Raw genomic sequence first — 22,975 nt, forward strand, 5'->3', positions numbered from 1 at the left:
GGCGTCAGGTGGGTTGGAGGCGCTGGCGCTCCAGCTCGGTCACCTGCCGGGCGGACAGCGCGAGCAGTGGGTGCGCGCCGACCGACGTCAGGCGGTCGAACCCGTCGGCCAGCAATGCATCGCGCTGTACGGCGGTCAGCTCGGCCGCGTCGGCGACCGCGACCGGGTCGAGCACGAACTCCTGCCGCAGCACCTCGTCGGTGATCACCTGGTGCAGCAGGCGGTTGAGCGCGAAGCTCGCCGGATCGGGGAATCGGTAGTAGACGAAGTCTGTCTGGGTGAAGGTGTGCCCGCCGAACCGCGGCACCGGGTTCGCGAGCGGCTCGTCGACGCTGGGCACCGTGCCGGCGGCGACGGGCGGAACGAACTGCACGACGCCGTGCCCGTGATGGGACAGGTGCTGGTAGGACAGCAGCGAGCCGGCGACGGGGCCGGTGGTGCCCGCGAGCATTCCGAGCATCACGAACCACGTCAGCAGCTCGCTCTCCCCCACCTCGTCGAGCTGCACCGGCGTGAGGTCGAGCAGCTCGTCGTAGCGGCCGGCCGACACCTCCTGCAGCACCCACTCGTCGAAGGCGAAGTTCGGCGCGGTGTACCGGGCCGTGCCCGGGAAGTGCGACATCCCGCCGCTGGCCAGCACGGCGAGCCGCTCGGGACGGTCGGCGAGGGATGCGGCGATGGCCCTGCCGAGGGTGAAGCAGCGGCGTGGGCTCGGCAACGGCGGCAAATAGGCGTTGACCAGCAGCGGGATCACCGGGACGGCCCGCTCGGCCAGCACGTGCTCGAACGGCGTGAGGAACGCGTGGCCCAGCTTCGCGTCCTGCGAGTAGGTGAGGTCGACGTCGCGGGCGACGACACCGTGCAGCAGTGCCGTGGCGAGTCCGGTGTGCACCGGCACACGCCGCGCCCGGTGCATGTAGTGCGCCTCCACGTCCGGCGACAGCACCAGCGTGAAGGTGGGCACCGCCTCCAGCCAGAACGTCTCGAGGTGGTCGATCCCGATCACGAGCAGCGCATCGGGACGTGTCTCGTCGAGCACCGCACCGAACCGGCGCAGCGCCTCGGTGCTGCCGTCGAGCTTGGCGGGATCCTCGTGCGGGGGGCGCGAAAGCAGCTGGGGGGCGTGCACGGCAGCAGCTGCCGCGACGATCTCAGCCATGGTGCCTCCCGGTGGCGCGGCGCATGACCTGGACCATAGACAGAAGTCACCAGAAGTGGCAACCAGATTGTTAACAATCCTGTGAGCAGATATGCTGCCGATCCGGGGCCGAGGCGGATGGCTGCACGGCACGAATCGAGGGGACGTCCATGACCGCTGGCGGTGAGACGGCGCCGTCGGGCACGCCGACCGACTCCGCGTCCACGACGGTCGCCGAGGTGGTGATCGCGGTGCGCGACGGCATCATGCAGGGTCGCTACGCGCCGGGTCAGCGGCTCCCCGAGGTCGATCTCGTGAGCCTGCACCGGGCATCACGGGGTGCCGTGCGCACCGCGCTCGCCCAGCTCGAGAACGAGGGCATCGTCGAGCGCGAGCACAACCGCGGCGCGCGGGTGCGCCCGATCTCGCTCGACGAGGCCGTCGAGATCACCGAGGCCCGCGCCGTGCTCGAAGGGCTGTGCGCGGCCAAGGCGGCCGTCCGGGCCACGAGCGGCGACCGCGACCGGCTCCGCGAGCTCGGCGCAGAGCTGACCGTGGCCGTCGAGAGCGGCGACATCATGACCTACAGCAAGGTCAACCAGCTCGTGCACCACGCGGTACGCGACATCGCAGCGCACACGACGGCCGGCACCCTGCTCGACCGGCTCCGCACCCAGAGCGTGCGCTACCACTACACCGTCGCGCTGTTGCCCGGCCGCCCGAGCGTCGGGCTCCGCGAGCACCTCGACGTGATCGAGACGGTCTGCGCGGGAGATGCGGATCTCGCCGAGCAGACCATGCACGCCCACCTGCTCAGCGTGGTCAGCGCGCTGCGCCAGCTCGACGCGAGCTTGCACCAGTGGTGACGCCGTGACCGCCCGCACCGTCCCAGGAGGCCGGAGATGACCGACCGCATCCACCCGATGATCGACGCGCAGCTCCGGTGCGGGTGACCGGTCATGGAGTTCCTGGTACGCGCGGAGAACCGGCTGCCCGTCGACACCCCCGACGAGGAACGGGCCCGGCTGAAGAAGGCCGAACGCTCCCGCGCCGATGAGCTGCGCGCCGTCGGCGCGCTGAAGCGGCTCTGGCGGGTGCCCGGCCGCAACGCGACCATCGGGCTCTACGAGACCGCCGACGCCACCGAGCTGCACGACGCGCTGGCGTCACTGCCGATGTTCCCCTGGATGGACATCACCGTCGAGGCGGTCGCGACCCACCCGCAGGAACAGTGAGCGGCGCGATGGAGGCACCGACGTTCGTCCTGCTCCACGGCGCGTGGCACGGCGGGTGGGTGTGGGAGCGCGTCGCGCCCCTGCTGGCCGCTGCCGGGCACCCGGTGCACGCCCCCACCCTCACCGGCGTGAGCGACCGCGCCCACGAACTGCACCGCGCGGTCGGGCTCGACACCCACGCCGACGACGTCGTCACGCTGCTGGACGCGCTGGACCTCACCGACGTCGTGCTGGTCGGGCACAGCTATGCCGGCCAGGTCGTCACGGCTGTCGCCGACCGCCGCCCGGAGCGGCTGCGCGCGCGGGTCCACCTCGACGCCTTCGTCGGGTGCGACGGCGAGGCCGCCATCGATCTCCTCCCGCCCACCGTTGCCGGGCACTACCGAGAATCGGTCGCGGGACCGGGCGACGGCTGGCTCATCCCCGTCCGGTCCCTGCAGGTGCTGGGCGTCACGGACGCCGCGGACCTCGACTGGCTCACCCCCCGCCTCACCCCGCAACCGTGGCGGACCTACACCGACCCGCTCGCGCTCACCGGTGCCCACCAGGAAGTGCCGGCCGTGTTCGTCGAGTGCACCGACTGGATGCGGGTGTTCCGCCCGCACGCCGAGCGCGCGGCCGCCGCCGGCTGGCCGGTGCGGGAGGTGCACACGGGCCACGAGGCCATGGTCACCGCACCGGAGGACCTCGCGGCGGTGCTGCTCGAGATCGCGCGGCAGACCCACGAGCGGCCACCGAGATCCACGACGGCCGCCCCCACCTCGTGATCGGAGCGACATGAGCCTTCTGGTGATCAGCGCGCACGCCGGCGACTTCGTCTGGCGGGCGGCGGGCGCGATCGCGCTGGCGACGTCGCGCGGGGAACGCGCGGTGGTGCTGTGCCTGACCTACGGCGAGCGGGGTGAGTCGGCCGGCGCGTGGCGGGCCGGCAAGACGCTCGAGGAGATCAAGGCGATGCGCCACGAGGAGGCCTCGCGGGCTGCGGCGACGTTGGGGGCCGAGATCGAGTTCTGCGACGCGGGCGACTACCCGCTGCGCGAGACCCCAGAGCTGCTGGACCGGATGGTGCGGCTGTTCCGCGAGGTCGAGCCGACCGTGGTGCTGACCCACCCGCTCGCCGACCCGTACAACGACGACCACCCGACCGCCGCCCGGATGGCCCTGCGGGCGCGCGTGCTCGCGCAGGCGATCGGCTACGACGCGCCCGGCGAGCCGCTCGGCGCGCCGCCGGTGTTCTTCTTCGAGCCCCACCAGCCCGAGCAGTGCGACTTCAAGCCCGACGTGCTGCTCGACATCACGGCGGTGTTCGACGTGAAGCGCAAAGCGATGGAGTGCCTGCCGGCGCAGCAGCACATGTGGGACTACTACACCGACCTCGCCACGCGACGCGGCGTGCAGGTCAAGCGCAACGCCGGGCCCAACCTCGGGCTCGCCCACTCCACGATGGGCGAGGCCTACATGCGCCTGTACCCGCAGGTCACGGACGTGCTGGCATGAGAGGTGTGATCGTCACCGATCCACCGCGAGCCGAGCTCGCGCAGGTCGATGCGCTCGCCCTGCACGGTGTCGCGACAGTGCACGAGGCGCTGGGCCGCACGGGGCTCCTCGGACCGCAGCTGCGGCCGGTCTACCCCGGCGCGCGCATCGGCGGCACCGCCGTGACGGTGCTGTGCTGGCCGGGTGACAACCTGATGATCCACGCGGCGATCGAGCAGTGCGGACCCGGTGACGTGCTGGTGGTCACCACCACCTCGCCGTCCACCGACGGCTTGTTCGGCGAACTGTTCGCCACCGCGCTGCAGAGCCGAGGAGTGCGCGGCGCGGTGATCGACGCGGGGGTCCGCGACGTCGCCGAGCTGCGCGAGATGGGCTTTCCGGCCTGGTCGGTCGCGGTGAGCGCGCAGGGCACGGTCAAGGCCACCGCCGGGTCGGTCAACGTGCCGATCGTCGTGGGCCGGCGCACCATCACCCCCGGCGACGCGATCCTCGCCGACGAGGACGGCGTGCTGTGCGTGGCCCGCACGGAGGTGCCCACGGCCCTGGCCGCGGCGCAGGCGCGCACGGAGAAGGAACAGGCCACCCGCGAGGCATTCCGGGCGGGCGAGCTCGGCCTCGACCGCTACGGCCTGCGCGCCACGCTGGCGGAGCTCGGCGTCAGGTACGTGACCGCACAGGACGCCGAGCGCGAGTAGGCCGTGTCCCGCAGATCAGGCCCCCGCGGATCAAGCTCTGGCTGCTGCCGCCGTCCGCCACCCCTCGTGGTAGGTCTCGCGCGCCATCGCCGTGTACGGGGCGGGGCTCACGATGGCCCGAACCGCGAGCTGCTCGTGGGGCTGCACGGTCGGCTTGCTGCTGCCACCGTCGGGCTCGCCCCACACCACCCGCACCTCGGCGCCGAGCGGCACGTCGGGGCGCACCGCTGCGAGCGACAGCGCGGTGCGCTCGTTGGAGCTGTAGCCCGTGAACAGGGAGAGTCCGATGAGCTCGTCGTCGGCGCTGAGCACCGAGTCGAAGTTGGACGAGCCGTAGTTGGCGTTGGGCAGGTCGAAGAACTGGTAGCCGGGCCCCTTCAGGTCGACCGGCGCGGCCAGCAGCTTCGCGACGTCCTCGGCGTTCCACGCGAGGGTGACCTTGCGCCGCTGCGTCGAGGGATCGATGGCGGCGAGCGCGTCCTTGCCGATGAAGTCGTGGTCGAACTTGACGTGCGGGCCGTACCCGAGCTCCCACGGGTTCAGGTAGTAGTCCTCGATCTTGTCCGAGACGTAGCTGCCGGCCAGGGCGTTCGTGGCCTCGTAGCTGTCGGCGCCCAGCCACTCGCGGTACGGGCGCAGGCCCTCGCTGGTGTAGATCGCCGGGAGCGGCGAGGGGATCCACCCCGACTCGAGGGTGTTCGAGGAGTAGGCGCGGGATCCGACCGGTTCGATCCCGAACTCGCGGCCCGCCTCGAGGATGGTCTCGCGCACGCGGTCGTAGCTCTCGTAGGGACCGAAGATCTCGAGACCCGGGGCGCCGGCCATGCCGTGCCGGAGCGTGCGCACCAGCTCGCCGGCGATGTTCATCGTGCGCATCGTGAAGAACGGCACGTTCTCGACGGGGCCGCCGTTCACCTTCTCGATGACCTGCCAGGCGTTCGGGCCCTGGATCTGGAAGCGCCACAGCTCGCGCGTGACCGGCTTCCCGTACGGCCGCATGGGCGAGCGGTCGTCCCGGCGCACGTCGACCCGGTAGCCCTGCTGGGCCCGGAAGGTCAGGTAGTTGGCGACGGGGGCCCGCCCGACGAACACGAACTCCTCGTCGGCGAGGTGGAAGAGGATGCCGTCGCCGATCACCCCGCCTTCGGGGGACACCGGCACGAACTGCTTGGCCTTGTCGACCGGGAAGTTGGCGGTGCTGTTGATTCCGGTCTCGCTGATCAGCCGCAGCGCGTCGGAGCCCGAGATGAACAGGTTGACCATGTGGTGCGACTGGTCGTAGAGGACCACCGACTCCTGCCACGCGATCTGCTCACGCCGAAAGTTGGTGAACTCGGCCGGCACCACCGGGTAGACATACGCGCCGAGCTGCGAATTGCGCAGCAGCTCCACCGTGTTCCCTGCCTGGTCCAGCACGTCCTGCAGGTTCTTCGCGCTCATGCGCCACCCTCGCAGATCATCGTCGACAGCGTCGGTCGCAACGCTACGGACGCCGGCGTGTGGGCCGACACGGCAGAAAGGCGGGCCCGCACCTGCCACCGTGGCACGGCACCGGCACGTCATTTGACGTATCCCGCGCGCGACGCGCACGGGTCGGCGATCCCGTCATCCGCGCGGTCCCCCGGGAAGACGCCGAACCTAGCGTTGCGGGTCTTGGAGGGTGGGCAAATCTGATGGACGGCATCCGGTGCATGCTCCTTCGCGGCGGCACGTCGAAGGGCGCGTACTTCCTGGCCACCGACCTCCCCGACGACCCGGCTGCCCGCAACGCCGTGCTGTTGCGGATCATGGGGACACCGGACCCGCGCCAGATCGACGGCATCGGCGGGGCGCAGGTCGTCACCAGCAAGGTCGCCGTCGTGACCCCGGTCGACGCGCCCGACCGCGATGTCGACTACCTGTTCCTGCAGGTCGGCGTGGGTGAGCCGATCGTCTCGGACCGCCAGAACTGCGGCAACCTGCTCGCCGGGGTCGGCCAGTTCGCGGTGGAGCGCGGCCTCGTCGCGGCCGGCGCGGAGCGCACGTCGGTCCGCATCAGGATGGTCAACACCGGCAGCATCGCGGTCGCCACCTTCCCCACACCGGGCAGGCAGGTGGACTACCGCGGCGACACCGCGATCTCCGGGGTTCCCGGCACCGCCGCGCCGGTCGCGCTCGCCTTCGCCGGCACCGAGGGCTCGGTCTGCGGGCAGCTCCTGCCGACCGGCAACCTCCGCGACGAGATCGGGAACATCGCCGTCACCTGCATCGACAACGGCATGCCCGTCGTCGTCGCGCTCGCCACCGACCTGGGCGTCACCGGCTACGAGACCGTCGACGAGCTGGCCGGCGACACCGCGCTGACCGCGCGGATCCAGGAACTGCGCTGCCGGGCCGGCACGTTGATGGGCCTCGGCGACGTCCGCGACACGTCGATCCCGAAGACCACGCTGGTCGCGCCACCCAGAGCCGGAGGTGCGATCAGCACCCGGACGTTCATCCCGCTCGCACCGCACCCGTCGATCGGCGTGCTGGGTGGGGTCAGCGTGGTGACCGCGCTGCTGCTCCCGGGCGCAGTGGGCCACGACCTGCTCGTCCGACCTGGCTCCGGTCCGCTCGTGGTCGAGCATCCGACCGGGGAGCTCGCGATCGACGTCGAGATCAACAGCGTCGACGGTCGACCGCATGTCGTGCGGTCGGCGGTGATCCGCACGGCCCGCAAGCTGTTCGACGGCACCGTCTTCCCCCGTCCCGATGGGAGCCATTGATGCCAGACGCCTCGCCCCGACACGAGATCGCCCACCTCGGCCACGTCGAGCTGTTCACCCCGGAGCCCGAGAAGAGCCTCGACTTCTTCGTGCGCGTGCTCGGGCTGACCGAGAACGGCGCGCGCGGCGACTCGGTCTACCTGCGCACGTGGGACGACTACGAGCACCACAGCCTCAAGCTCACCGCGTCGGCGACGTCGGGGATCGGTCGCACCGCGTTGCGCGTCTCCAGCGCGGAGGCCCTCGACCGACGGGTCAAGGCGGTCGAGGAGCGTGGGCTCGGCATCGGCTGGGTCGACGGCGACCTCGGCATCGGGCCGACCTACCTCTGCCACGACCCGGACGGGCACGAGATCGAGCTCTACTGGGAGACCGAGCGCTACCAACCGCCCGAGCACCTCCGCCCCGCACTCAAGAACCAGGCCCAGGCCTACCCGGCCCGCGGGGTCTGCGTGCGCCGCCTCGACCACGTCAACTACCTGGCGCAGGACCCGGCAGCCAACGGCGGTGGCTTCGTCTGCGACGCCCTCGGCGCCCGGGTGACCGAGCAGATCCAACTCGACAGCGGGGTCATCTCGGGGCAGTGGACGAACTTCGCCCAGAAGTCATACGACCTGGTGTACGCCAAGGACAACACCGGCTCCCGTGGCCGGCTGCACCACATCGCCTTCGCCACCGACACCCGTGAGGACATCCTCCGGGCCGCGGACATCGCGCTCGACAACGGCGTCTTCATCGAGACCGGCCCGCACAAGCACGCGATCCAACAGACGTTCTTCCTCTACGTCTACGAGCCGGGCGGCAACCGCATCGAGCTGTGCAACCCGACGGGACGGCTGATCTTCGCGCCGGACTGGGAGCCGATCACCTGGACCGAGGCCGAACGCGCCAAGGGCCAGGCGTGGGGGCTGAAGACCATCGCGTCGTTCCACACCCACGGCACGCCCCCGGTCGAGCAGTAGCGGCCCGGCGTCCGGCCGCGGCGAGCGCGGATAGAACTCGATCGTCGTGGCAGCGCTCGGGGGCGTCGGCGCGGAGCTCCTTGACCTTCCCATGGATCCGCGGCCGCGGGAGCAACACCGCGCTGGGGACATCACCGGCCTGGAACCGCAGCAGCTCGCGTTCAACATGCACCCGCAGCTACTCCCCGGCCCGCGCGCCGAGCTCGCGGTACAGCGTCGCGCGGGAGCGACCTACGACGTCAGCCACGACGGCAACACCGTGCCCGGAATGGCCGGCTTCTTCGGCTACGGGAAGTTCGCGCTGGTCAGCCTGCTCATCACGGCGGGCGAGCCGAGCTCGGCCCGATCGAGCGGGTGCTCGATGTAATGGCGCAGCAGGAGTTCGACGGTCACCGGGGGCGTCAGAGGTTGCGGTACGGCTTGCTGAAGAAGCCGAGCACGAACGCGGCCGAGATGCCGAGTCCGGCGACGATGATCACTCCGGTGGGGCCGGTGGTGTCCGTGGCCGCTCCGGCAAGCAGCGTGGACAGGGGGAATGCGGCGCCCGCGCACGTCACGATCAGGCTCATGACCCGTCCCAGGGAGCCCTCCGGCACCTCCCGTTGGATCATGGTCACGTAGAACACGTTCAGCACCGCCTGGATGGCCGCTGCGACCAGCATCGCCGCGGTCGCCACCACGATCGATGACCCCAGCGGCACCAGCAGCACGGCGAGACCCTCCGCAACGCCGAGGACGAGCGCGATCAGGCCGCGTCGGCGCAGCCGGAGGAGCGTGCTGCCGCAGAGGGCGCCGATCACGGAGCCGACGCCGAAACCCGTCAGGATGATCCCGAAACCCTGGGCGCCGTGGCCGAGCTGATTCCGGGCGAAGCTCGGCAGGGCCACCTCCATCATCCCGAAGTACGCCAGGTTGACCACGAGGGTGACCAGGAGCGACATCCTCAGCAAGGCCGACCCGAGCACGTACCGCAGCACCGCACCCCAGGTGAGCGGGCCGTCGCCAACCGTCTCCCCTTGCGCCGCTTCCCGATCGGCCTCAGGGCGGCTGGGGCGGATGGCGAGCAGCGTCAGGCTCGACGCGAGGAAGGTGGCGGAGTTGATCACGAACGCGATGTCGCTCTTCAACGAGCCCACCAGCGCGCCGCCGAGCGCAGGCCCCGCGATCTGCGCGGAGCTCACCATGACGGAGTTCACGGAGTTGCCGGCGCCGAGGTTCGCCTTCGAGAGGATCGTCGGCAGCACCGCGAACGAGGCGGGCAGGAACACGCCGTCGAGCGCACCCAACGGCATCGCCACCGCCAGCAGCGCCCAGAGCGGGACGGGATCGAACGTCGACAGCAGGGCGAACCCCAGCACCACGACGACCCGCATCGCGTCCGACACGAGCATCATCCGGCGGGCGCCCCACCGGTCGGCGAGCGTGCCGCCGAGCGGGAACGCCACCAGCCGGACCGTGCCGTAGCAGGCCAGCACGACACCGAGCTGCGCGCTGCCGCCCCCCTGGTCCAGCACCAGGAACGGCAACGCCACGAGGAAGACCCCGTTGCCGATCTGCGAGAGCAGCTGCCCCACGAAATACAGGAAGAAGGGGCGTTCACGCAGCGGTGCCAGCAGCCGGGGGGCGCGGCGCTCGGCGGCCTCGGCCGGCGCCGGTGATGACGGTTCCATCAGCCCAGATCCTCGAGGATCGCCTGCATCACCCGTTCCCGCTGAGCGATGACGAAGAGGTGGTCCCCCGACAGCATCCGCATCCGGAAGCCCGCGCTCGTCCGCGCCTGCCACTGCCGGAGATCGCCCTGCCAGACGTCGTCCTGGGTCCCGCCGAAGACGGAGATCGGGCACGCCAGCGGCGGCCCCGGGGCGTGGACGTAGTTCTCGCACAGCCCGATGTCGTCGCGGAGGGTCGGCGCGAAGAGCCGCATCAGGTCGGGGTCCTGCGCGACGGTCGGCGGGAACCCGTTCAGCCGGCGCACCGCGGCGACGAAGTCGTCGTCGGGAAGCCGGGCGATGTGGACCCTGCGGTCGGGCGTCTGCGGGGCGCCGAGCCCCGAGACGAACAGGTGTTCCGGCCCGGTGTGCAGGCGACGCGCGGCCTCGTACGCGATGAGCGCGCCCATGCTGTGACCGAAGAACGCGAACGGGCTGCGCACCGCGCTCTCCAGAGCCGGCAGCAGGGCGTCGAGGAGCGGCTCGATGCGTCGGTACCGTGGCTCGCGGATCCACTCCTCCCGCCCCGGCAGTCGCACGGCCGACACCCGCACGTGCGGCGCGAGACCCGCCGCCCAGCCCTCGTAGGCGGAGGTCCCGGCGCCGGCATGCGGGAAGCACACGAGCTGGACCCGGCCCTCCGAACCGGGCATCTCGCGGAGCCAGGCGACATCGGTGGCTGTCATCGCGCCGGCTCAGCCGTCGCGAAGGCTCTTTGGGCGCATGTCGGTCCACACCCGTTCGATGTGTGCCAGACATGCCGCCTTGGGACCGGTGAAGCCCTCGCGGCGCCAGCCGGCCGGGGGCTCGCGGTCGGCCGGCCAGATCGAGTGCCGCTCCTCGTCGTTGACGACGACGGCATGGTCGAACGATTCCTCGTCGGTCACGGCTTCTTCCTCGTATCGTCGGCCGCCGGGCGGCGGGTGAACGTGTCGGTGGCGATCCGTTTCAGGTCGCCCAATGACGAATTCGGATCGTCGGCGAGGGCCACCAGCAGGCCCTCGTAGGCCGCCAGTAGCCGGCGGACGGTCGACGCCTCGAAGTGCCGGACGTAGAAGCTGACCATGATGAAAAGAGTCCCCGCCGGCCAAATGAGGACGCGCATGGGATGTTCGGTCTGCGTCGAGGCCAACGTCGGTTCCCATTCCCGCAACCGGCGGCTGTTCCCCGGGTCCATGGGGAAGTTCTCGTACACGATGTAGCTGTCGTACAGCGCCTCCCGCCACGGCAGGCCGGCCCATTCCCGGATCTGCGCGAGGGATGCGTACTGGTGCTGCCGCATCTCGGACTGCTCGGCCTGCAGGCGGTGCAGCCAGTCGAGGGCGAGGTCGTCGTCGGCGGTGTTCACCATGACCGGGAGCATGTTGTTGAACGGACCGATCATGTCCGTCATGCGGTCCATGTGCTCTGGCCGGCCCGCGGATATCGAGCCGAACGTCACGTCGTCCCGGCCGGTGCACGCCGCGAGCAGCAGCGCCCACCCGCCCTGCAGCAGGGTGAAGAGGGTGATGCCACGCCGCTGGGCAGCACGCCGCAGGCCGGCGTCGACCTCCGGGCTGAAATGCAGCAGCTCATGGGCGTAGGGGAGCTCGTCCGCGCTGGGCCGCCGGGCCGTGCCCAGCGATTCCACCACCGGCGTGCGGCCGGCGAACCGCTTCATCGCCGCCGTCCAGTACTCCGCGTCCCCGCTCTGATCGCGCTGCGTGAGCCAGTCGATGTAGTCGCGGAACTCGGGCACCGCCGGCAGGTCCGGTGAACGGCCGTGCCGGAACGCGTCGTACGCCGCGAAGATCTCGCGCTGGATGTTCTCCCACGACCAGCCGTCCTGGAACATGTAGCTGAGCCGCACGACGGCCCGGTAGTCGTCCTGGCCCAGCCGGAAAAGGGTGATGTGCCAGTGCGGCGCGCTGTCGAGAACGAAGACGTGCCGCCGTTCCTGCCAGAGCTTGTCCCGCACGCATTCGTCCTGCTCGGCCGCCGGCGAGGCCGTCAGATCCACACGCGTGATCGGCGGTTCGGTGATCCGCCACGCCGTTTGCAACGGCTGTGGGAGGCCATGCCATGTGAAGGACGTGCGGAAGGGCGCGTGCCGCTCCATGAAATACTGCCAGGCTGAGACGAAGGCGTTCTCGTCGAACTCCGTGCCTTTCATGTGCAGCTCGACGCTGGCCACGTGGAGTCCCGGTTCCGGCCTCTCGATCGCCGCGCTGAGCATCTCGTGCTGCATCGGCGACAGCGGGTAGGCATCGACGAACGTCGATCCCGCATTCCATGGTCTCGGGTCGCGCGCCCTCACGTCCGGTGGCGCGGTGCCCCCGGCCGGCGCCGCATCCTCGGGCGCCGCGAGCGCGCTCGCCTCCGCCAAGCTCGCGACGGTCGGGTTCTGGAAGACGGTTCTCGGCGAGAGGTCGAACCCGGCCCGCCCCGCCTCGTTGACCAGCTGCAGAGCGACGATCGAGTCGCCACCGAGGCTGAAGAAGTTGTCGTGCCGACCGATGCGCGGCAGGCCGAGCAGGCCGGCCATGAGCGCCGCCAGCTGCTGCTCCACCGCCCCGGACGGCGCCTCGAAGTCTCTCTCGGAGACCGGGGTGAACGTCGGCAGCGCCTTCCGGTCGACCTTGCCGTTCGGCGTCAACGGCAGCTCGGGGAGGACGACGATCGTGCCCGGGACCATGAACGCGGGCAGGCGTTCCCGCAGGTGCTCACGCAGTGCGGCCGGCAGCGCCCGGTTGCGGGCCTGCAGGGTCGGATCGTTGGTCAGCGCCCGGTCGGAGTCGCGCACGGCCTCGAACGCCAGGCCGGGCACCGGACCCGGAGCCACGACGGCGTCGAAACGACCCGGCCGACCGAGCGAGGGAGCGCAGAGGCACGTCAGACCGCGCTGCGCGGCCAGCCGGCGCACGTCCGCCGGTGCGACACCGACCGCTCCTTCGAGAACCCGGCCCCCGTCCGGATCACCGGACCGCAGCCCCTCGACCAGGGCGAACTGCCGCGGGTGCGGGATGTCGGCGATCCGGACCGGCGCGTTGCTGGCAGCTGCCTCGTCGAGCAGCCCGTCCGGGTCCGCCGCGTCCCACGGCAGGCACTCGATCGAGTCCGGTGAGATCAGACCCGTTCCCGGGCGCAGCCGGACGTCGTACCGGAAGTCGTTCATCTCGGTCGGTCGCACACCGGGCTTGAGGCGGATGTCGGCGACCAGTCCGTGGTCGCGTGCAAAGCGGATGAAGAACTCCGGGTCGATCACCAGCTCGGATTCGCGGGCGATGCCCGCTGCCAGCCGGGCCCGCAGCTGCGGGCTGGTGGCCGCCGCACCGGTCTTGTGCGCCAGCACGGAGAGGTGGAACGCCTCCAGCAGCGGCAGGCTCCGCACGTCCCCGACGAACACCGAACCGTCGGGACGGCAGGCCCGCACCGCCTGGGCGAGCACCCGCTCCAGGTACCCGGCGTCGGGGAAGTACTGGACCACCGAGTTGAGGACGACGACGTCGAACTCGTCCACGTCCCGCACCTCGTCGGCCGGCCCGACCCGCAGCTCCACCGCCGTGTCGGCGCCGTAGCGCTTCGCGAGCCGCTCGACGACGACCGGTGAGACGTCGGTGGCGACGTAGCGGCTCGCGGTCGGGAGCAGCCTCGCGAGCAGCAGCCCGGAGCCGCAGCCGATCTCGAGGATGCGATTCGGCTGCAGTTCCGAGATCCCGTCGACGGCGCCGTCCACCCATTCGGCCATGTCGTCGTCGGAGTACGGCTCCCCGGTGTAGCTGCTGCGCCAGCCGGAGTAGTCGGGGTGGCCTGGGACGTCCTCGTCGGCCTGGTAGACGTCGTCGAACACCTCCGCCCACCCGTCGACGATGTGGGTGGGCTGGGACTCGGTGGGAGTCGCCGGCGCCGCGGGGACGACGTACGCCACGAGCGCCGGATCGGTCGTCCCGGTCGTCCCGGCGACGGCCTCGCGGACGTCCGGGTGCGCGCGCAGCGCGGCCTCCACCTCGCCGAGTTCGATGCGGAACCCGTGGATCTTGACCTGGTGGTCCAGGCGGCCGAGGAAGTCGAGGTTTCCGTCGGGCAGCAGCCGGACGAGGTCGCCGGTGCGGTAGAGGACCGCCCCCGGCGGCCCGAAGGGATCCGGGACGAAGCGCTCCGCGGTCAGCCCTGGCCGCCGCAGGTAGCCGCGGCCGACGCCGGCCCCGCCGATGAGCAGCTCGCCCGGCACCCCCACCGGTTGCACGTCCATCGCCGGATCGCCGACGTGGACCCGCAGGTTGTCGATCGGCGTGCCGATCGGGGTGACCGCGCAGCCGTCCTCGTGCACGGACGATCCCGGGGCGTACGCGGTCACGTCGATGGCGGCCTCGGTGGGGCCGTAGAGGTTGTGGCACGGGATCCCCAACCGGTCCCCGACCAGCTCCGGCAGGTGCTTGGGCAGCGCCTCGCCGCTGCAGATCAGCAGGCGCAGCTCCGGAAGGCGGGGCAGGTCGGGCTGGTCGAGGAAGACACCCAGCATGGCGGGGACGAAGTGCGCGATGGTGACGCGCTCGTCGGCCATCAGGGTCGCGAGCCGGCGCGGGTCCTCATGCGCGCCGGGCGGCGCGACGACCACGGTCGCGCCGCTGACCAGCGGGAGGAAGAACTCCCACACCGAGACGTCGAAGCTGTACGGCGTCTTCTGCAGGATCCTGTCGCGGGCAGTCACGTCGTACTCGCGCCGCATCCACTGCAGCCGGTTCGTCAAGGCGTCGTGGTGGATCATGGCGCCCTTCGGGTCGCCGGTGGACCCCGAGGTGTAGATGACGTACGCGAGGTTGCCGGGCCGCACCGCGACCTGCGGCGGGGTGTCGGGCGTGTCGAACACGGTGCCCGGATCCAGCTCCAGCACCACCCGCGAACCGTCCGCCGGCAGGCCACCGGCCAGCTCCCCCTGCGTGATCACGACCGGGGCCGCCGTCTGACCGAGCATGTACGCCACCCGCTCCGCGGGATAGCCCGGATCGATCGGGACGTACGCGCCACCGGCCTTCAACACGCCCAGCAGCGCCACCACCAGCTCCGGACAGCGGTGCATCACCACCGCCACCGGCGTCTCCACACCGACCCCGAGCTCCCGCAACCGATGCGCCAACCGGTTCGCCACCCGATCCAACTCACCGAACGTCAACACCGACGCTGCCCCGACGACCGCCACCGCGTCCGGCGCCAACCCGGCCCGCTCGGCGACCAGCTCGTGGACACAACCCGCCCCGACGGGCACCTCCGCACCCGTACCCAGAGCCAGCACGGCAGCCCGCTCCCCCTCTTCCATCAGGGGGAGCCGGCTAATCGGGAGGCCCGGATCCGCGACGACCGCGGCCAGCAGCCGGCGGTAGTGCTTCGCCAGCCGTTCGACGGTGTCCCGGTCGAACAGCGCGGTGTCGTACTCGAAGACCGCCGAGAGGCCGCCGTCGGGCGCCTCTTCCATGCTCAACCACAGGTCGAACTTCGAGGTCTCGTTGTTGATCTCGACGATGGGCCGCACGTCCAGTCCGGTGAACCGCAGCTGCTCCGGCGGGGTGTTCTGGAACGCGAACATCACCTGGAACAGCGGGTTGTGGCTGGCCTCGCGGCGCGGCGCGACCCGCTCCACCAGCACCTCGAACGGGACGTCCTGGTGCGCGTAGCCACCCAGCGCGGTGTCGCGCACCCGCTCCAGCAGCTCGCCGAAAGCGGGGTCGCCGCCCACGTCGGTGCGCAACGCCAGCGTGTTGGCGAAGAACCCGACCATCGACTCCAGGTCCACCCGGCCGCGCCCCGCGACCGGCACCCCGACAACAAGATCGGTCTGGCCGCTGCACCGAGCCAGCAGCACCGTGAACACGGCCAGCAGGACCATGAAGGGCGTCGCCTGCCGGGACCGGCCGAGCTCCTTCAGCTGGGCGGCGATCGCCGCGCCCACCGGGAACGCGAAGCTGGCCCCGCGGAACGACTGGACGGCCGGCCGCGGCCGGTCGAAAGGCAGTTCCAGGGTCTCGGGCGCGTTCCGCATCCGGTCCAGCCAGAAACCGAGCTGCTCCTGCATATCCTGGCCGGTCGACCAGTCCTGCTGCCAGACGGCGTAGTCGGCGTACCCGACCGCCACCGGCGGCAGCCCGGGCTCGCCGCCGGCGGAGAACGCGTCGTAGCACTGCGACAGCTCCCGCAGCAGGATGCCGAACGACCAGCCGTCGACGGCGATGTGGTGCACGGCCACCCCGAAGACCCACTCGTCGCCGAGGTTGATCAGCAGCCCACGCAGCAAGGGCCCCTCGGTCAGGTCGAAGGGCCGCCGCGCCCACGCGTTGCACATGCTCTCGACGTCGCTCGGCGCGACCCCGGACACGGTCTCCATGACGTCCCAGGTGCCGGATGCGGGCACCTCCGGCGAGACCACCTGCACCGGCTTCCCGTCCACCGTCGTGAACGCGGTGCGCAACACCTCGTGGCGTCGGATCAGCACGTCCAACGACCGTTCCAGCGCGGCCGCGTCGACCGCGCCGCGCAGCCGGAAGCACATGTAGATCGAGTACGCAGAGCCGTCCGGTGCGATCTGGTGCAGCAACCACAGCCGGCGCTGCCCCGACGACACCGGCAACGGGCCGGTTCGGTCCGCGCGCGGCAGGTCCGGTCGCGACTGCCGGCCCCGGCCCCGCCGCAGCGCATCGAGCAAGCGCGCCCGATCCTGCTTCCCGGAAGCCTCAGTCATGGTCCCCACCGCCGTCCAGCTCCCGCAGCATCGTGGCCACCTCGGCCGGGTCCATCCGGCTCACCGCGTCCTCCAGCAGGTCGTCGAGAACCACTTCCAGCCCGGCGACGGTGGGGTTCTCGAAGAAGCGCTCCGACGGCAGGTCCACGGTGTAGAGCTCACGGATCCGGGAGAGCACCCGGATCGCCGTGAACGAGTCGCCGCCGAGTTCGAAGAAGCTGTCGTCGACGCCGAGGTCGCGGGCCCCGATGAGCTCCTCGAAGATCGTGATGAGGGAGGTCTGGATACCCGGTTCCGGAGCGCGGAACGGCGTGGCGAGACTTGGCCGCGCATGGGTGGGCTGCGCATGGGTGGGCCGCGCATGGGTGGGCCGCGCATGGGTGGGCCGCGCATCTGCGCCGGCCCGCGGCGCATCGGCGGGCCGGACGGGCTCCGGCGACGCGGAGGGGGCAACCGTGTAGCGGGCCCGGTCGAAGGGGTAGGTGGGCATCCGCACCCGCCGCCGATCCTGACCGGCGTGCATCGCCGTCCAGTCGAGCCGCACCCCGCCGACCCAGAGGCGGGCCGCGGCACGCCGCAGCGCACCAGGGTCCGTTCCGTCTCCCCTGGTCAGGCTCGCGACTGCCAGCGGTTCGTGATCGCCGGCGTTCTGCATGACGAGTGCCGGCAGGCCTGCCCCGGGACCCACTTCGAGCACGACATCGGCGCCGACATCGGCGCCGACATCGGCGCTGCCGCCGAGGACCCGCCGGCACCCCTCGGCGAACCGCACCGGCTGCCGGAGCTGCGCCGCCCAGTAGCGGGGGTCCGTCGCCTCGGCGTCGCCGATCCAGTCGCCCGTCACGGTGGAGGCGAGCGGGATCGTCGGCTCGGCCAGCGGGCGCCGGGCCACCTCCGCGCCGAACGACTCGGCGGCGTCGCTCATCATCGCCGAGTGGAACGCCCGCTCGGTGGGCAGCGGCCGCGTCCGGATCCCGCGGTCGTTCAGCTCGCCGACGAGGTCCTCGACCCCGCCGGGAGGCCCGGACACCACGCACGCGGTCGGTGAGTTGACGACCGCGATCGAGACGTCCGGCGGGAGCAGCGCGGTCACGTCCCCGGCCGGCGCGAAGACCACGTGCATGGCGCCGCGGAGGGTGTCCTGCATGAGCCTGCCGCGCAGCGCCACTGCCCGCGCGGCGTCGTCGAGGGAGAAGACACCCGCCACGGTCGCGGCGGTGATCTCGCCCAGCGAATGGCCCAGCAGGCACGAGGGACGGACCCCCCAGGAGATCCACAGCCGCGCCAGCGCGTGCTCGAACACGAAGAGCGCCGGCTGCGCGAGCGCGGTCCCGGCCTCGACGGAGCCGGCCGTCGCGTCCTCGGCGGTCAGGTACTTCTCGACGTCGTCGCTCGTGTACCGGGCCACGGCCGCCAACCCGTCGTGCAGGAACGACGCGAACGCCGGCTCCGCTGCGGCCAGTTCCCGTGCCATCCCGGGGAACTCCGCTCCCTGGCCGGGGAAGACGAACGCGACCCGGGGCTCGGCCGAGCTTGCCCGACGCCCTCTGACGACGGCGGTCCGGTCTCCGGTCGACAGCGCCTCCTCGGCCTCCTGTACCGACTGTGCGACCACCGCCAACCGGTGGTCGAGCTCCCGCCGTCCCGTCTGCAACGTGAACGCCACATCGCCGAGCGCCACCCCCGGATCGGTGCGCAGGTGCCGGACCAGCTCGCCGGCGGCTCGGCCGAGGATGGTGTCGTTCCGGGCGGAGAGGGGCAGCACCTGCCACGACCCCCCGGTGTCGTGACGTGGCTGCGGCGGGAACTCCTGGACCACCGCGTGCGCGTTGGTGCCACCGATGCCGAACGAGCTGACGCCCGCCCGTCGCGGCGACGAACCCGCTGGCCAGGGGGTCGGCTCCGCCACCACGCGGAACCGGCCGTCCTCCAGGCCCGCCTCGGGATTGGGCTCGGTGAAGTGCAGGGTCGGCGGAATCCGTCCCCGCTCGACGACCAGCGCCGCCTTGATGAACCCGGCCAGCCCCGCCGCCGCGTCGAGATGGCCGATGTTGGGTTTGACGGAACCGATCAGGCAGGGCTCGGACGCGGGATCCGGGCCGAAGGCCTGCGTGAGCGCCGCTACCTCGATGGGATCGCCCAGCGGTGTGCCGGTGCCGTGCGCCTCGACGTAGGAGATGCTGGCGGCGGCCACGCCGGCGACCGCGTGCGCCCGCCGGATGGCGTTGCGCTGCCCCTTGACGCTCGGTGCGGTGAACCCGACCTTCGACGAGCCGTCGTTGTTGATCGCGGAGCCGAGGATGACGCACCGGATGTGGTCACGATCGCGGATCGCCGCGGCGAGCGGCTTGAGCACCACGGCACCGCAGCCGTTGCCCCCGACGGTCCCCCGCGCCGCCGCGTCGAACGCTCGGCAATGCCCGTCCGGCGAGCCGATCGACGCTTCCTCGTACAAGTGTCCGGTCTCCTCCGGGTAGACGATGCTCGCGGCGCCGGCGACCGCCATCGTGCACTCGCCGTCCAGCAGGCTCTGACACGCGAGGTGGACCGCCACGAGACCGGTGGAGCAGGCCGTCTGCACCGTGACGCACGGCCCGGAGAGGTTCAGCTTGTACGCGACCCTCGTGGTCAGGAAGTCGACATCGTTCCCGATCTTGACCTGCGTCTCGTCGAGGTCCTCGGCATCGATCGACCGGTGGATCGTCCGCAGGTACGACGAGGCGCTGCAGCCCGCGAACACCCCGACCCGCTCCGCGAGCCGCTCGGAGTCGTATCCGGCGTCCTGCAGGGCCGATTCCACGCATTCGAGGAACAGCCGCTGCTGCGGGTCGGTCAGTTCGGCTTCCCTGGGTGACATGGAGAAGTACTCCGCGTCGAAGAGATCGGCCCCGCCCAGCACCCCCCTGGCCGGGACGTACCGGTCGTCGGTGTAGAGCCGCTCCGGAACGCCGCCGGCCGCCAGCTCGTCATGGGTGAAGCGGCCGATCGTCTCCACGCCGGCGATCAGGTTGTGCCAGTACTCGTCGACGGTTCTCGCCCCCGGGAACCGGCCGGTCATCCCGATCACGGCAATCGCGCCGGACGGGTCCGGGATGTCGGGGGTGTCGGGGGTGTCGGGGATGTCGGGGATGTCGGGGATGTCGCGCTCGCTCATCGGCTCACAGCTCCCAGTCCGGTCCCGGCCGGCGGCGGCGCGATCGGCCCGGCCCCGCCGGCGCGACGTCGTCGTCGGATCTCCGCCTGGAAGCGCCCGTCCTCTCCTCGACCATCGCCGCCTGGTCCGCGATGGTCGGGTGGGCGAAGATGTCCACGAGGTTCACGGGCGCGTTGAACTCGGCGCGCATCCGCTTGGCCAGCGCGGGCACCAGCAGCGAGTTCCCACCCACCTCGAAGAAGTTGTCGCGGACGTCGAACCGGCTCGTCCCCAGCACCGTCTCCCACACCGCCGCAACCGCGTGCTCGGTGGGCCTCGCCCCGATCCGTGATCGCGCCGGGTTCGCAGCGGGCACCGGCAGCGCCCGCCGGTCGACCTTGCCGCTGGGGGTGAGGGGAAAGGCGTCGAGCGCTACGAACTGAGCCGGGACCATGTAGTCCGGCAGGCGCCGGGCCAGGTGCGCGCGAACCGCGGTGACGTCCGGTTCGCCGTCCGCGCCCACGACGTACGCGATCACCTGGCGGCCGCCGACGTCGTCCCTCGTGGTCACCAGCGCGTCGCGGACCTGCGGATGCGACCGCAGCGCCCCTTCGATCTCGCCGGGCTCGACCCGGAACCCACGAACCTTGACCTGGTCGTCCACCCGACCCAGGAACTCGACGTTGCCGTCGGGCAGCAGCCGTGCGACATCACCCGTGCGGTAGAGGACCGCTCCCGGCGAGCCGAAGGGATCGGGGACGAACCGCTCCGCCGTCAACCGGGGTCGGCCGACATAACCGCGACCGACACCCGCGCCGCCGATGAACAGTTCGCCGGCGACCCCGATGGGCCGCACGTCCATCGCCGGATCCAGGACGTGGAGCCGAGTGTTGTCGATCGGCGAGCCGAGCGGCGGGAACTCCCGGTCGCTCGTGCCCCGCTCGACGGGGCCGGCGGCCGCGAGGACCGTCGCCTCCGTCGGTCCGTAGTGGTTGAACAGCGACCACGGCTGCGGCCGCGTCGGCCAGTGCAGCCGATCCCCGCCGGTGAGGACCACCCGCAGGTCGCAGTCGGACGGCCACTCCTCCTCGGCCATCAGCTGGGCCAGCGCCGTCGGCAGGAAGCAGCGCGTGATGCGGTTGCGGACGACGAAGGCGGTGAATGCGGCCGGGTCGGTGCGGATCCGGTCGTCGACCACGTGCAGGGCGGCGCCCGCGATCAGGTGCGGCCAGATCTCCAGGGTGAGCGCGTCGAAGGCGACGTTGGCCAGCAACGCCACCCGTTCCCCGGCGTCGAGCTGGTAGCAGCGCCGGTACCAGGTGCACAGGTTGGCCAGTCCGCGGTGGTGGATCATCGCGCCCTTCGGGGCGCCGGTGGATCCTGACGTGTAGATGACATGAGCGAGGTTTCCGGGCCGGACCGCCACCTGCGGCGGGGTGTCGGGCGTGTCGAGCACGGTGCCCGGATCCAGCTCCAGCACCACCCGCGAACCGTCCGCCGGCAGGCCACCGGCCAGCTCCCCCTGCGTGATCACGACCGGGGCCGCCGTCTGACCGAGCATGTACGCCACCCGCTCCGCGGGATAGCCCGGATCGATCGGGACGTACGCGCCACCGGCCTTCAACACGCCCAGCAGCGCCACCACCAGCTCCGGACAGCGGTGCATCACCACCGCCACCGGCGTCTCCACACCGACCCCGAGCTCCCGCAACCGATGCGCCAACCGGTTCGCCACCCGATCCAACTCACCGAACGTCAACACCGACGCTGCCCCGACGACCGCCACCGCGTCCGGCGCCAACCCGGCCCGCTCGGCGACCAGCTCGTGGACACAACCCGCCCCGACGGGCACCTCCGCACCCGTACCCAGAGCCAGCACGGCAGCCCGCTCCCCCACGCCCACCATCGAGAGCTCCGACAGCCGCGCGTCCGGATCCGCCGCGATCCGCCGCAGCAGGGTGCGGAAGTGCTCTCCGATGCGCGCGGCGCTCTCCCGGTCGAGGCTGGACGGGGCGAACTGGAGGGTGAGCGCCAGCTCGTCCGGGCCGTCCACGACCTGGACGTTGAGGGCGTTCCTGGCGGTGAGGCCGAACATCGTCCAGTCCACCGACACGCCGAGCCCGGCGAACTCGGGGCACGCCGCGCGCTTGCGGTAGCTCATCGACACGGGAGCGAGCGCCGTGCCCGGCTTGATGCCGTCGACCGCGCGGGCGAGCGGGACGTCGCGGAACCGGTAGAGGTCGCGCAGCTCGGCGCGGAGGTTCCGCGCGAACTCGCGGAACGTCGTGGTCGGCGAGGGCCGCGACACCACCGGGAGCTCGTTGACGAAGAGCCCGATGCTCCGCCGCGTATCCGGCTCGCGGGTGGACAGACCGATCGTGACGACCGGCTCCGCGTTCCCGTACCCGTGCAGCAGCGCCTGCAGCGTGGCGAGGAGGAGCTCGAAGCGGGTCAGCTCCAGCAGCAGCGCTGTGTCGACGACCGCGCGGCGCAGGTCCTGATCCACGTCCAGCACGTGGGTCGCGCCGTCCGCCGCGACCCGACCCGCCTGCGTCAGGCCGGGCACGACGACCTCTCCCGGCTCCCGCCACCGCGTCTTCCAGTACTCACTGGCGGCTGCTGAAGCCGACGCCGGCACCGGTGGCGTTGCCGGGAGCCGGGGGCTCCCGAGGGTGCCCGCGTTGTACGCGGTGGCCAGGTCCTGGACCAGGATGTCCTTCGACTCGCCGTCGAAGACGAGGTGGTGGGCGACGATCAGCAGCACGGACCGGCCCGGCGCGAGGGCGCACAACGTGAACCGGATGAGCGGGCCCTCGCCCAGGTCGAAGGGCCGGCGGATCTCGTGGCGGAGGAAGTCCTGGCACTCCTCCTCCGGCGCGCCGGTGAGATCGACCTCGTCGACGCCGACCGTCCCGGGGCCCGCCACCAGGTACGGGACGTCGTCCTTGTCCTCGATCACCATGGCCAGGATCGGATGCCGCGCGACGAGCGCCCTGCAGGCGTCGCGGAGGGCCGCACCGTCGAGCTCGCCGTCGAAGGAGATGGCCATCGGCATGTGGTAGGCGGAACCAGCGCCGCCCATCCGCTCGGTGAACCAGATGCCGTGCTGCGCAGGCGAAGCCGGAACTGGGGCGCTCATTCGGTCAC

General features: G+C 71.5%; 16 protein-coding genes. 8 read left to right on the forward strand and 8 right to left on the reverse strand.

Going from position 1 to position 22,975, the window contains the following annotated elements; genetic code table 11:
- Positions 1-4: 4 nt before the first annotated feature.
- Positions 5-1,159: a hypothetical protein gene (locus LL648_RS28785; RefSeq protein ID WP_232665890.1), complete on the reverse strand. Its 1,155-nt coding sequence runs from the start codon at positions 1,157-1,159 to the stop codon at positions 5-7.
- A 149-nt stretch (positions 1,160-1,308) separates the two neighbouring features.
- Between LL648_RS28785 and LL648_RS28790 the strand changes: the two genes are divergently transcribed.
- The 5 genes from LL648_RS28790 (at position 1,309) to LL648_RS28810 (ending at position 4,565) form a co-directional block, all read left to right on the forward strand.
- Positions 1,309-2,004, forward strand: coding sequence for a GntR family transcriptional regulator (locus tag LL648_RS28790; protein WP_232665891.1), 696 nt, complete (start codon positions 1,309-1,311; stop codon positions 2,002-2,004).
- 93 nt (positions 2,005-2,097) lie between these two features.
- Entirely contained in the window at positions 2,098-2,373 is a 276-nt protein-coding gene (locus LL648_RS28795) for a muconolactone Delta-isomerase (protein WP_232665892.1), read from the forward strand.
- An 8-nt stretch (positions 2,374-2,381) separates the two neighbouring features.
- Positions 2,382-3,140 (forward strand): alpha/beta fold hydrolase, encoded by a 759-nt coding sequence (locus LL648_RS28800; protein ID WP_232665893.1) that lies wholly within the window; start codon positions 2,382-2,384, stop codon positions 3,138-3,140.
- Between the two features lie 10 nt (positions 3,141-3,150).
- Positions 3,151-3,870: a PIG-L deacetylase family protein gene (locus LL648_RS28805; protein ID WP_232665894.1), complete on the forward strand. Its 720-nt coding sequence runs from the start codon at positions 3,151-3,153 to the stop codon at positions 3,868-3,870.
- Positions 3,867-4,565, forward strand: a complete 699-nt coding sequence (locus LL648_RS28810; RefSeq protein WP_232665895.1) for a 4-carboxy-4-hydroxy-2-oxoadipate aldolase/oxaloacetate decarboxylase — start codon at positions 3,867-3,869, stop codon at positions 4,563-4,565. The genes LL648_RS28805 and LL648_RS28810 overlap by 4 nt, the downstream gene beginning before the upstream one ends.
- 30 nt (positions 4,566-4,595) lie before the next feature.
- Here LL648_RS28810 and ligM read toward each other — a convergent pair whose 3' ends face one another.
- Positions 4,596-6,005 (reverse strand): vanillate/3-O-methylgallate O-demethylase, encoded by a 1,410-nt coding sequence (gene ligM, locus LL648_RS28815; RefSeq protein WP_232665896.1) that lies wholly within the window; start codon positions 6,003-6,005, stop codon positions 4,596-4,598.
- A 233-nt stretch (positions 6,006-6,238) separates the two neighbouring features.
- Here ligM and LL648_RS28820 point away from each other — a divergent pair, with 233 nt between their 5' ends.
- The 3 genes from LL648_RS28820 (at position 6,239) to LL648_RS28830 (ending at position 8,641) form a co-directional block, all read left to right on the forward strand.
- On the forward strand, positions 6,239-7,312 hold the full coding sequence (locus LL648_RS28820; RefSeq protein WP_232665897.1) for a 4-oxalomesaconate tautomerase: 1,074 nt from the start codon (positions 6,239-6,241) through the stop codon (positions 7,310-7,312).
- On the forward strand, positions 7,312-8,274 hold the full coding sequence (locus LL648_RS28825) for a VOC family protein (RefSeq protein ID WP_232665898.1): 963 nt from the start codon (positions 7,312-7,314) through the stop codon (positions 8,272-8,274). Before LL648_RS28820 ends, LL648_RS28825 begins: the two co-directional genes overlap by 1 nt.
- A 91-nt stretch (positions 8,275-8,365) precedes the next feature.
- Entirely contained in the window at positions 8,366-8,641 is a 276-nt protein-coding gene (locus LL648_RS28830; RefSeq protein WP_232665899.1) for a hypothetical protein, read from the forward strand.
- 34 nt (positions 8,642-8,675) lie between these two features.
- On the opposite strand, the gene LL648_RS28835 is transcribed toward LL648_RS28830, so the two are convergent.
- Genes LL648_RS28835 through LL648_RS28860 form a run of 6 tightly spaced genes read right to left on the reverse strand, consistent with a single transcriptional unit; the run spans position 8,676 to position 22,967 of the window.
- The gene (locus LL648_RS28835) at positions 8,676-9,944 is read right to left on the reverse strand and encodes an MFS transporter (RefSeq protein ID WP_232665900.1); all 1,269 of its coding nucleotides are present in this window, start codon (positions 9,942-9,944) and stop codon (positions 8,676-8,678) included.
- On the reverse strand, positions 9,944-10,669 hold the full coding sequence (locus LL648_RS28840; protein WP_232665901.1) for a thioesterase II family protein: 726 nt from the start codon (positions 10,667-10,669) through the stop codon (positions 9,944-9,946). The genes LL648_RS28835 and LL648_RS28840 overlap by 1 nt, the downstream gene beginning before the upstream one ends.
- 9 nt (positions 10,670-10,678) lie before the next feature.
- Complete coding sequence (locus LL648_RS28845; protein ID WP_232665902.1) at positions 10,679-10,870, reverse strand: MbtH family protein; 192 nt, start codon at positions 10,868-10,870, stop codon at positions 10,679-10,681.
- Positions 10,867-16,695 (reverse strand): non-ribosomal peptide synthetase, encoded by a 5,829-nt coding sequence (locus LL648_RS28850; protein WP_232665903.1) that lies wholly within the window; start codon positions 16,693-16,695, stop codon positions 10,867-10,869. The genes LL648_RS28845 and LL648_RS28850 overlap by 4 nt, the downstream gene beginning before the upstream one ends.
- Positions 16,688-19,849: a type I polyketide synthase gene (locus LL648_RS28855; protein ID WP_232665904.1), complete on the reverse strand. Its 3,162-nt coding sequence runs from the start codon at positions 19,847-19,849 to the stop codon at positions 16,688-16,690. Before LL648_RS28855 ends, LL648_RS28850 begins: the two co-directional genes overlap by 8 nt.
- A gap of 4 nt (positions 19,850-19,853) precedes the next feature.
- A complete protein-coding gene (locus LL648_RS28860) occupies positions 19,854-22,967 on the reverse strand; it encodes a non-ribosomal peptide synthetase (protein ID WP_232665905.1) in 3,114 nt (1,037 codons plus the stop codon).
- Between the last annotated feature and the right edge of the window lie 8 nt (positions 22,968-22,975).

The sequence above is a fragment of the Pseudonocardia sp. TRM90224 genome, from assembly GCF_021245725.1.
In the GTDB taxonomy this organism is placed as follows: Bacteria; Actinomycetota; Actinomycetes; order Mycobacteriales; family Pseudonocardiaceae; genus Pseudonocardia.

Excerpts from the sequence above, each read along its gene's own strand:
- LL648_RS28785 (WP_232665890.1), bottom strand. The coding sequence starts at position 1,159 with ATGGCTGAGATCGTCGCGGCAGCTGCTGCCGTGCACGCCCCCCAGCTG.
- LL648_RS28790 (WP_232665891.1), top strand. The coding sequence starts at position 1,309 with ATGACCGCTGGCGGTGAGACGGCGCCGTCGGGCACGCCGACCGACTCC.
- LL648_RS28795 (WP_232665892.1), top strand. The coding sequence starts at position 2,098 with ATGGAGTTCCTGGTACGCGCGGAGAACCGGCTGCCCGTCGACACCCCC.
- LL648_RS28800 (WP_232665893.1), top strand. The coding sequence starts at position 2,382 with ATGGAGGCACCGACGTTCGTCCTGCTCCACGGCGCGTGGCACGGCGGG.
- LL648_RS28805 (WP_232665894.1), top strand. The coding sequence starts at position 3,151 with ATGAGCCTTCTGGTGATCAGCGCGCACGCCGGCGACTTCGTCTGGCGG.
- LL648_RS28810 (WP_232665895.1), top strand. The coding sequence starts at position 3,867 with ATGAGAGGTGTGATCGTCACCGATCCACCGCGAGCCGAGCTCGCGCAG.
- ligM (WP_232665896.1), bottom strand. The coding sequence starts at position 6,005 with ATGAGCGCGAAGAACCTGCAGGACGTGCTGGACCAGGCAGGGAACACG.
- LL648_RS28820 (WP_232665897.1), top strand. The coding sequence starts at position 6,239 with ATGGACGGCATCCGGTGCATGCTCCTTCGCGGCGGCACGTCGAAGGGC.
- LL648_RS28825 (WP_232665898.1), top strand. The coding sequence starts at position 7,312 with ATGCCAGACGCCTCGCCCCGACACGAGATCGCCCACCTCGGCCACGTC.
- LL648_RS28830 (WP_232665899.1), top strand. The coding sequence starts at position 8,366 with ATGGATCCGCGGCCGCGGGAGCAACACCGCGCTGGGGACATCACCGGC.
- LL648_RS28835 (WP_232665900.1), bottom strand. The coding sequence starts at position 9,944 with ATGGAACCGTCATCACCGGCGCCGGCCGAGGCCGCCGAGCGCCGCGCC.
- LL648_RS28840 (WP_232665901.1), bottom strand. The coding sequence starts at position 10,669 with ATGACAGCCACCGATGTCGCCTGGCTCCGCGAGATGCCCGGTTCGGAG.
- LL648_RS28850 (WP_232665903.1), bottom strand. The coding sequence starts at position 16,695 with ATGACTGAGGCTTCCGGGAAGCAGGATCGGGCGCGCTTGCTCGATGCG.
- LL648_RS28855 (WP_232665904.1), bottom strand. The coding sequence starts at position 19,849 with ATGAGCGAGCGCGACATCCCCGACATCCCCGACATCCCCGACACCCCC.
- LL648_RS28860 (WP_232665905.1), bottom strand. The coding sequence starts at position 22,967 with ATGAGCGCCCCAGTTCCGGCTTCGCCTGCGCAGCACGGCATCTGGTTC.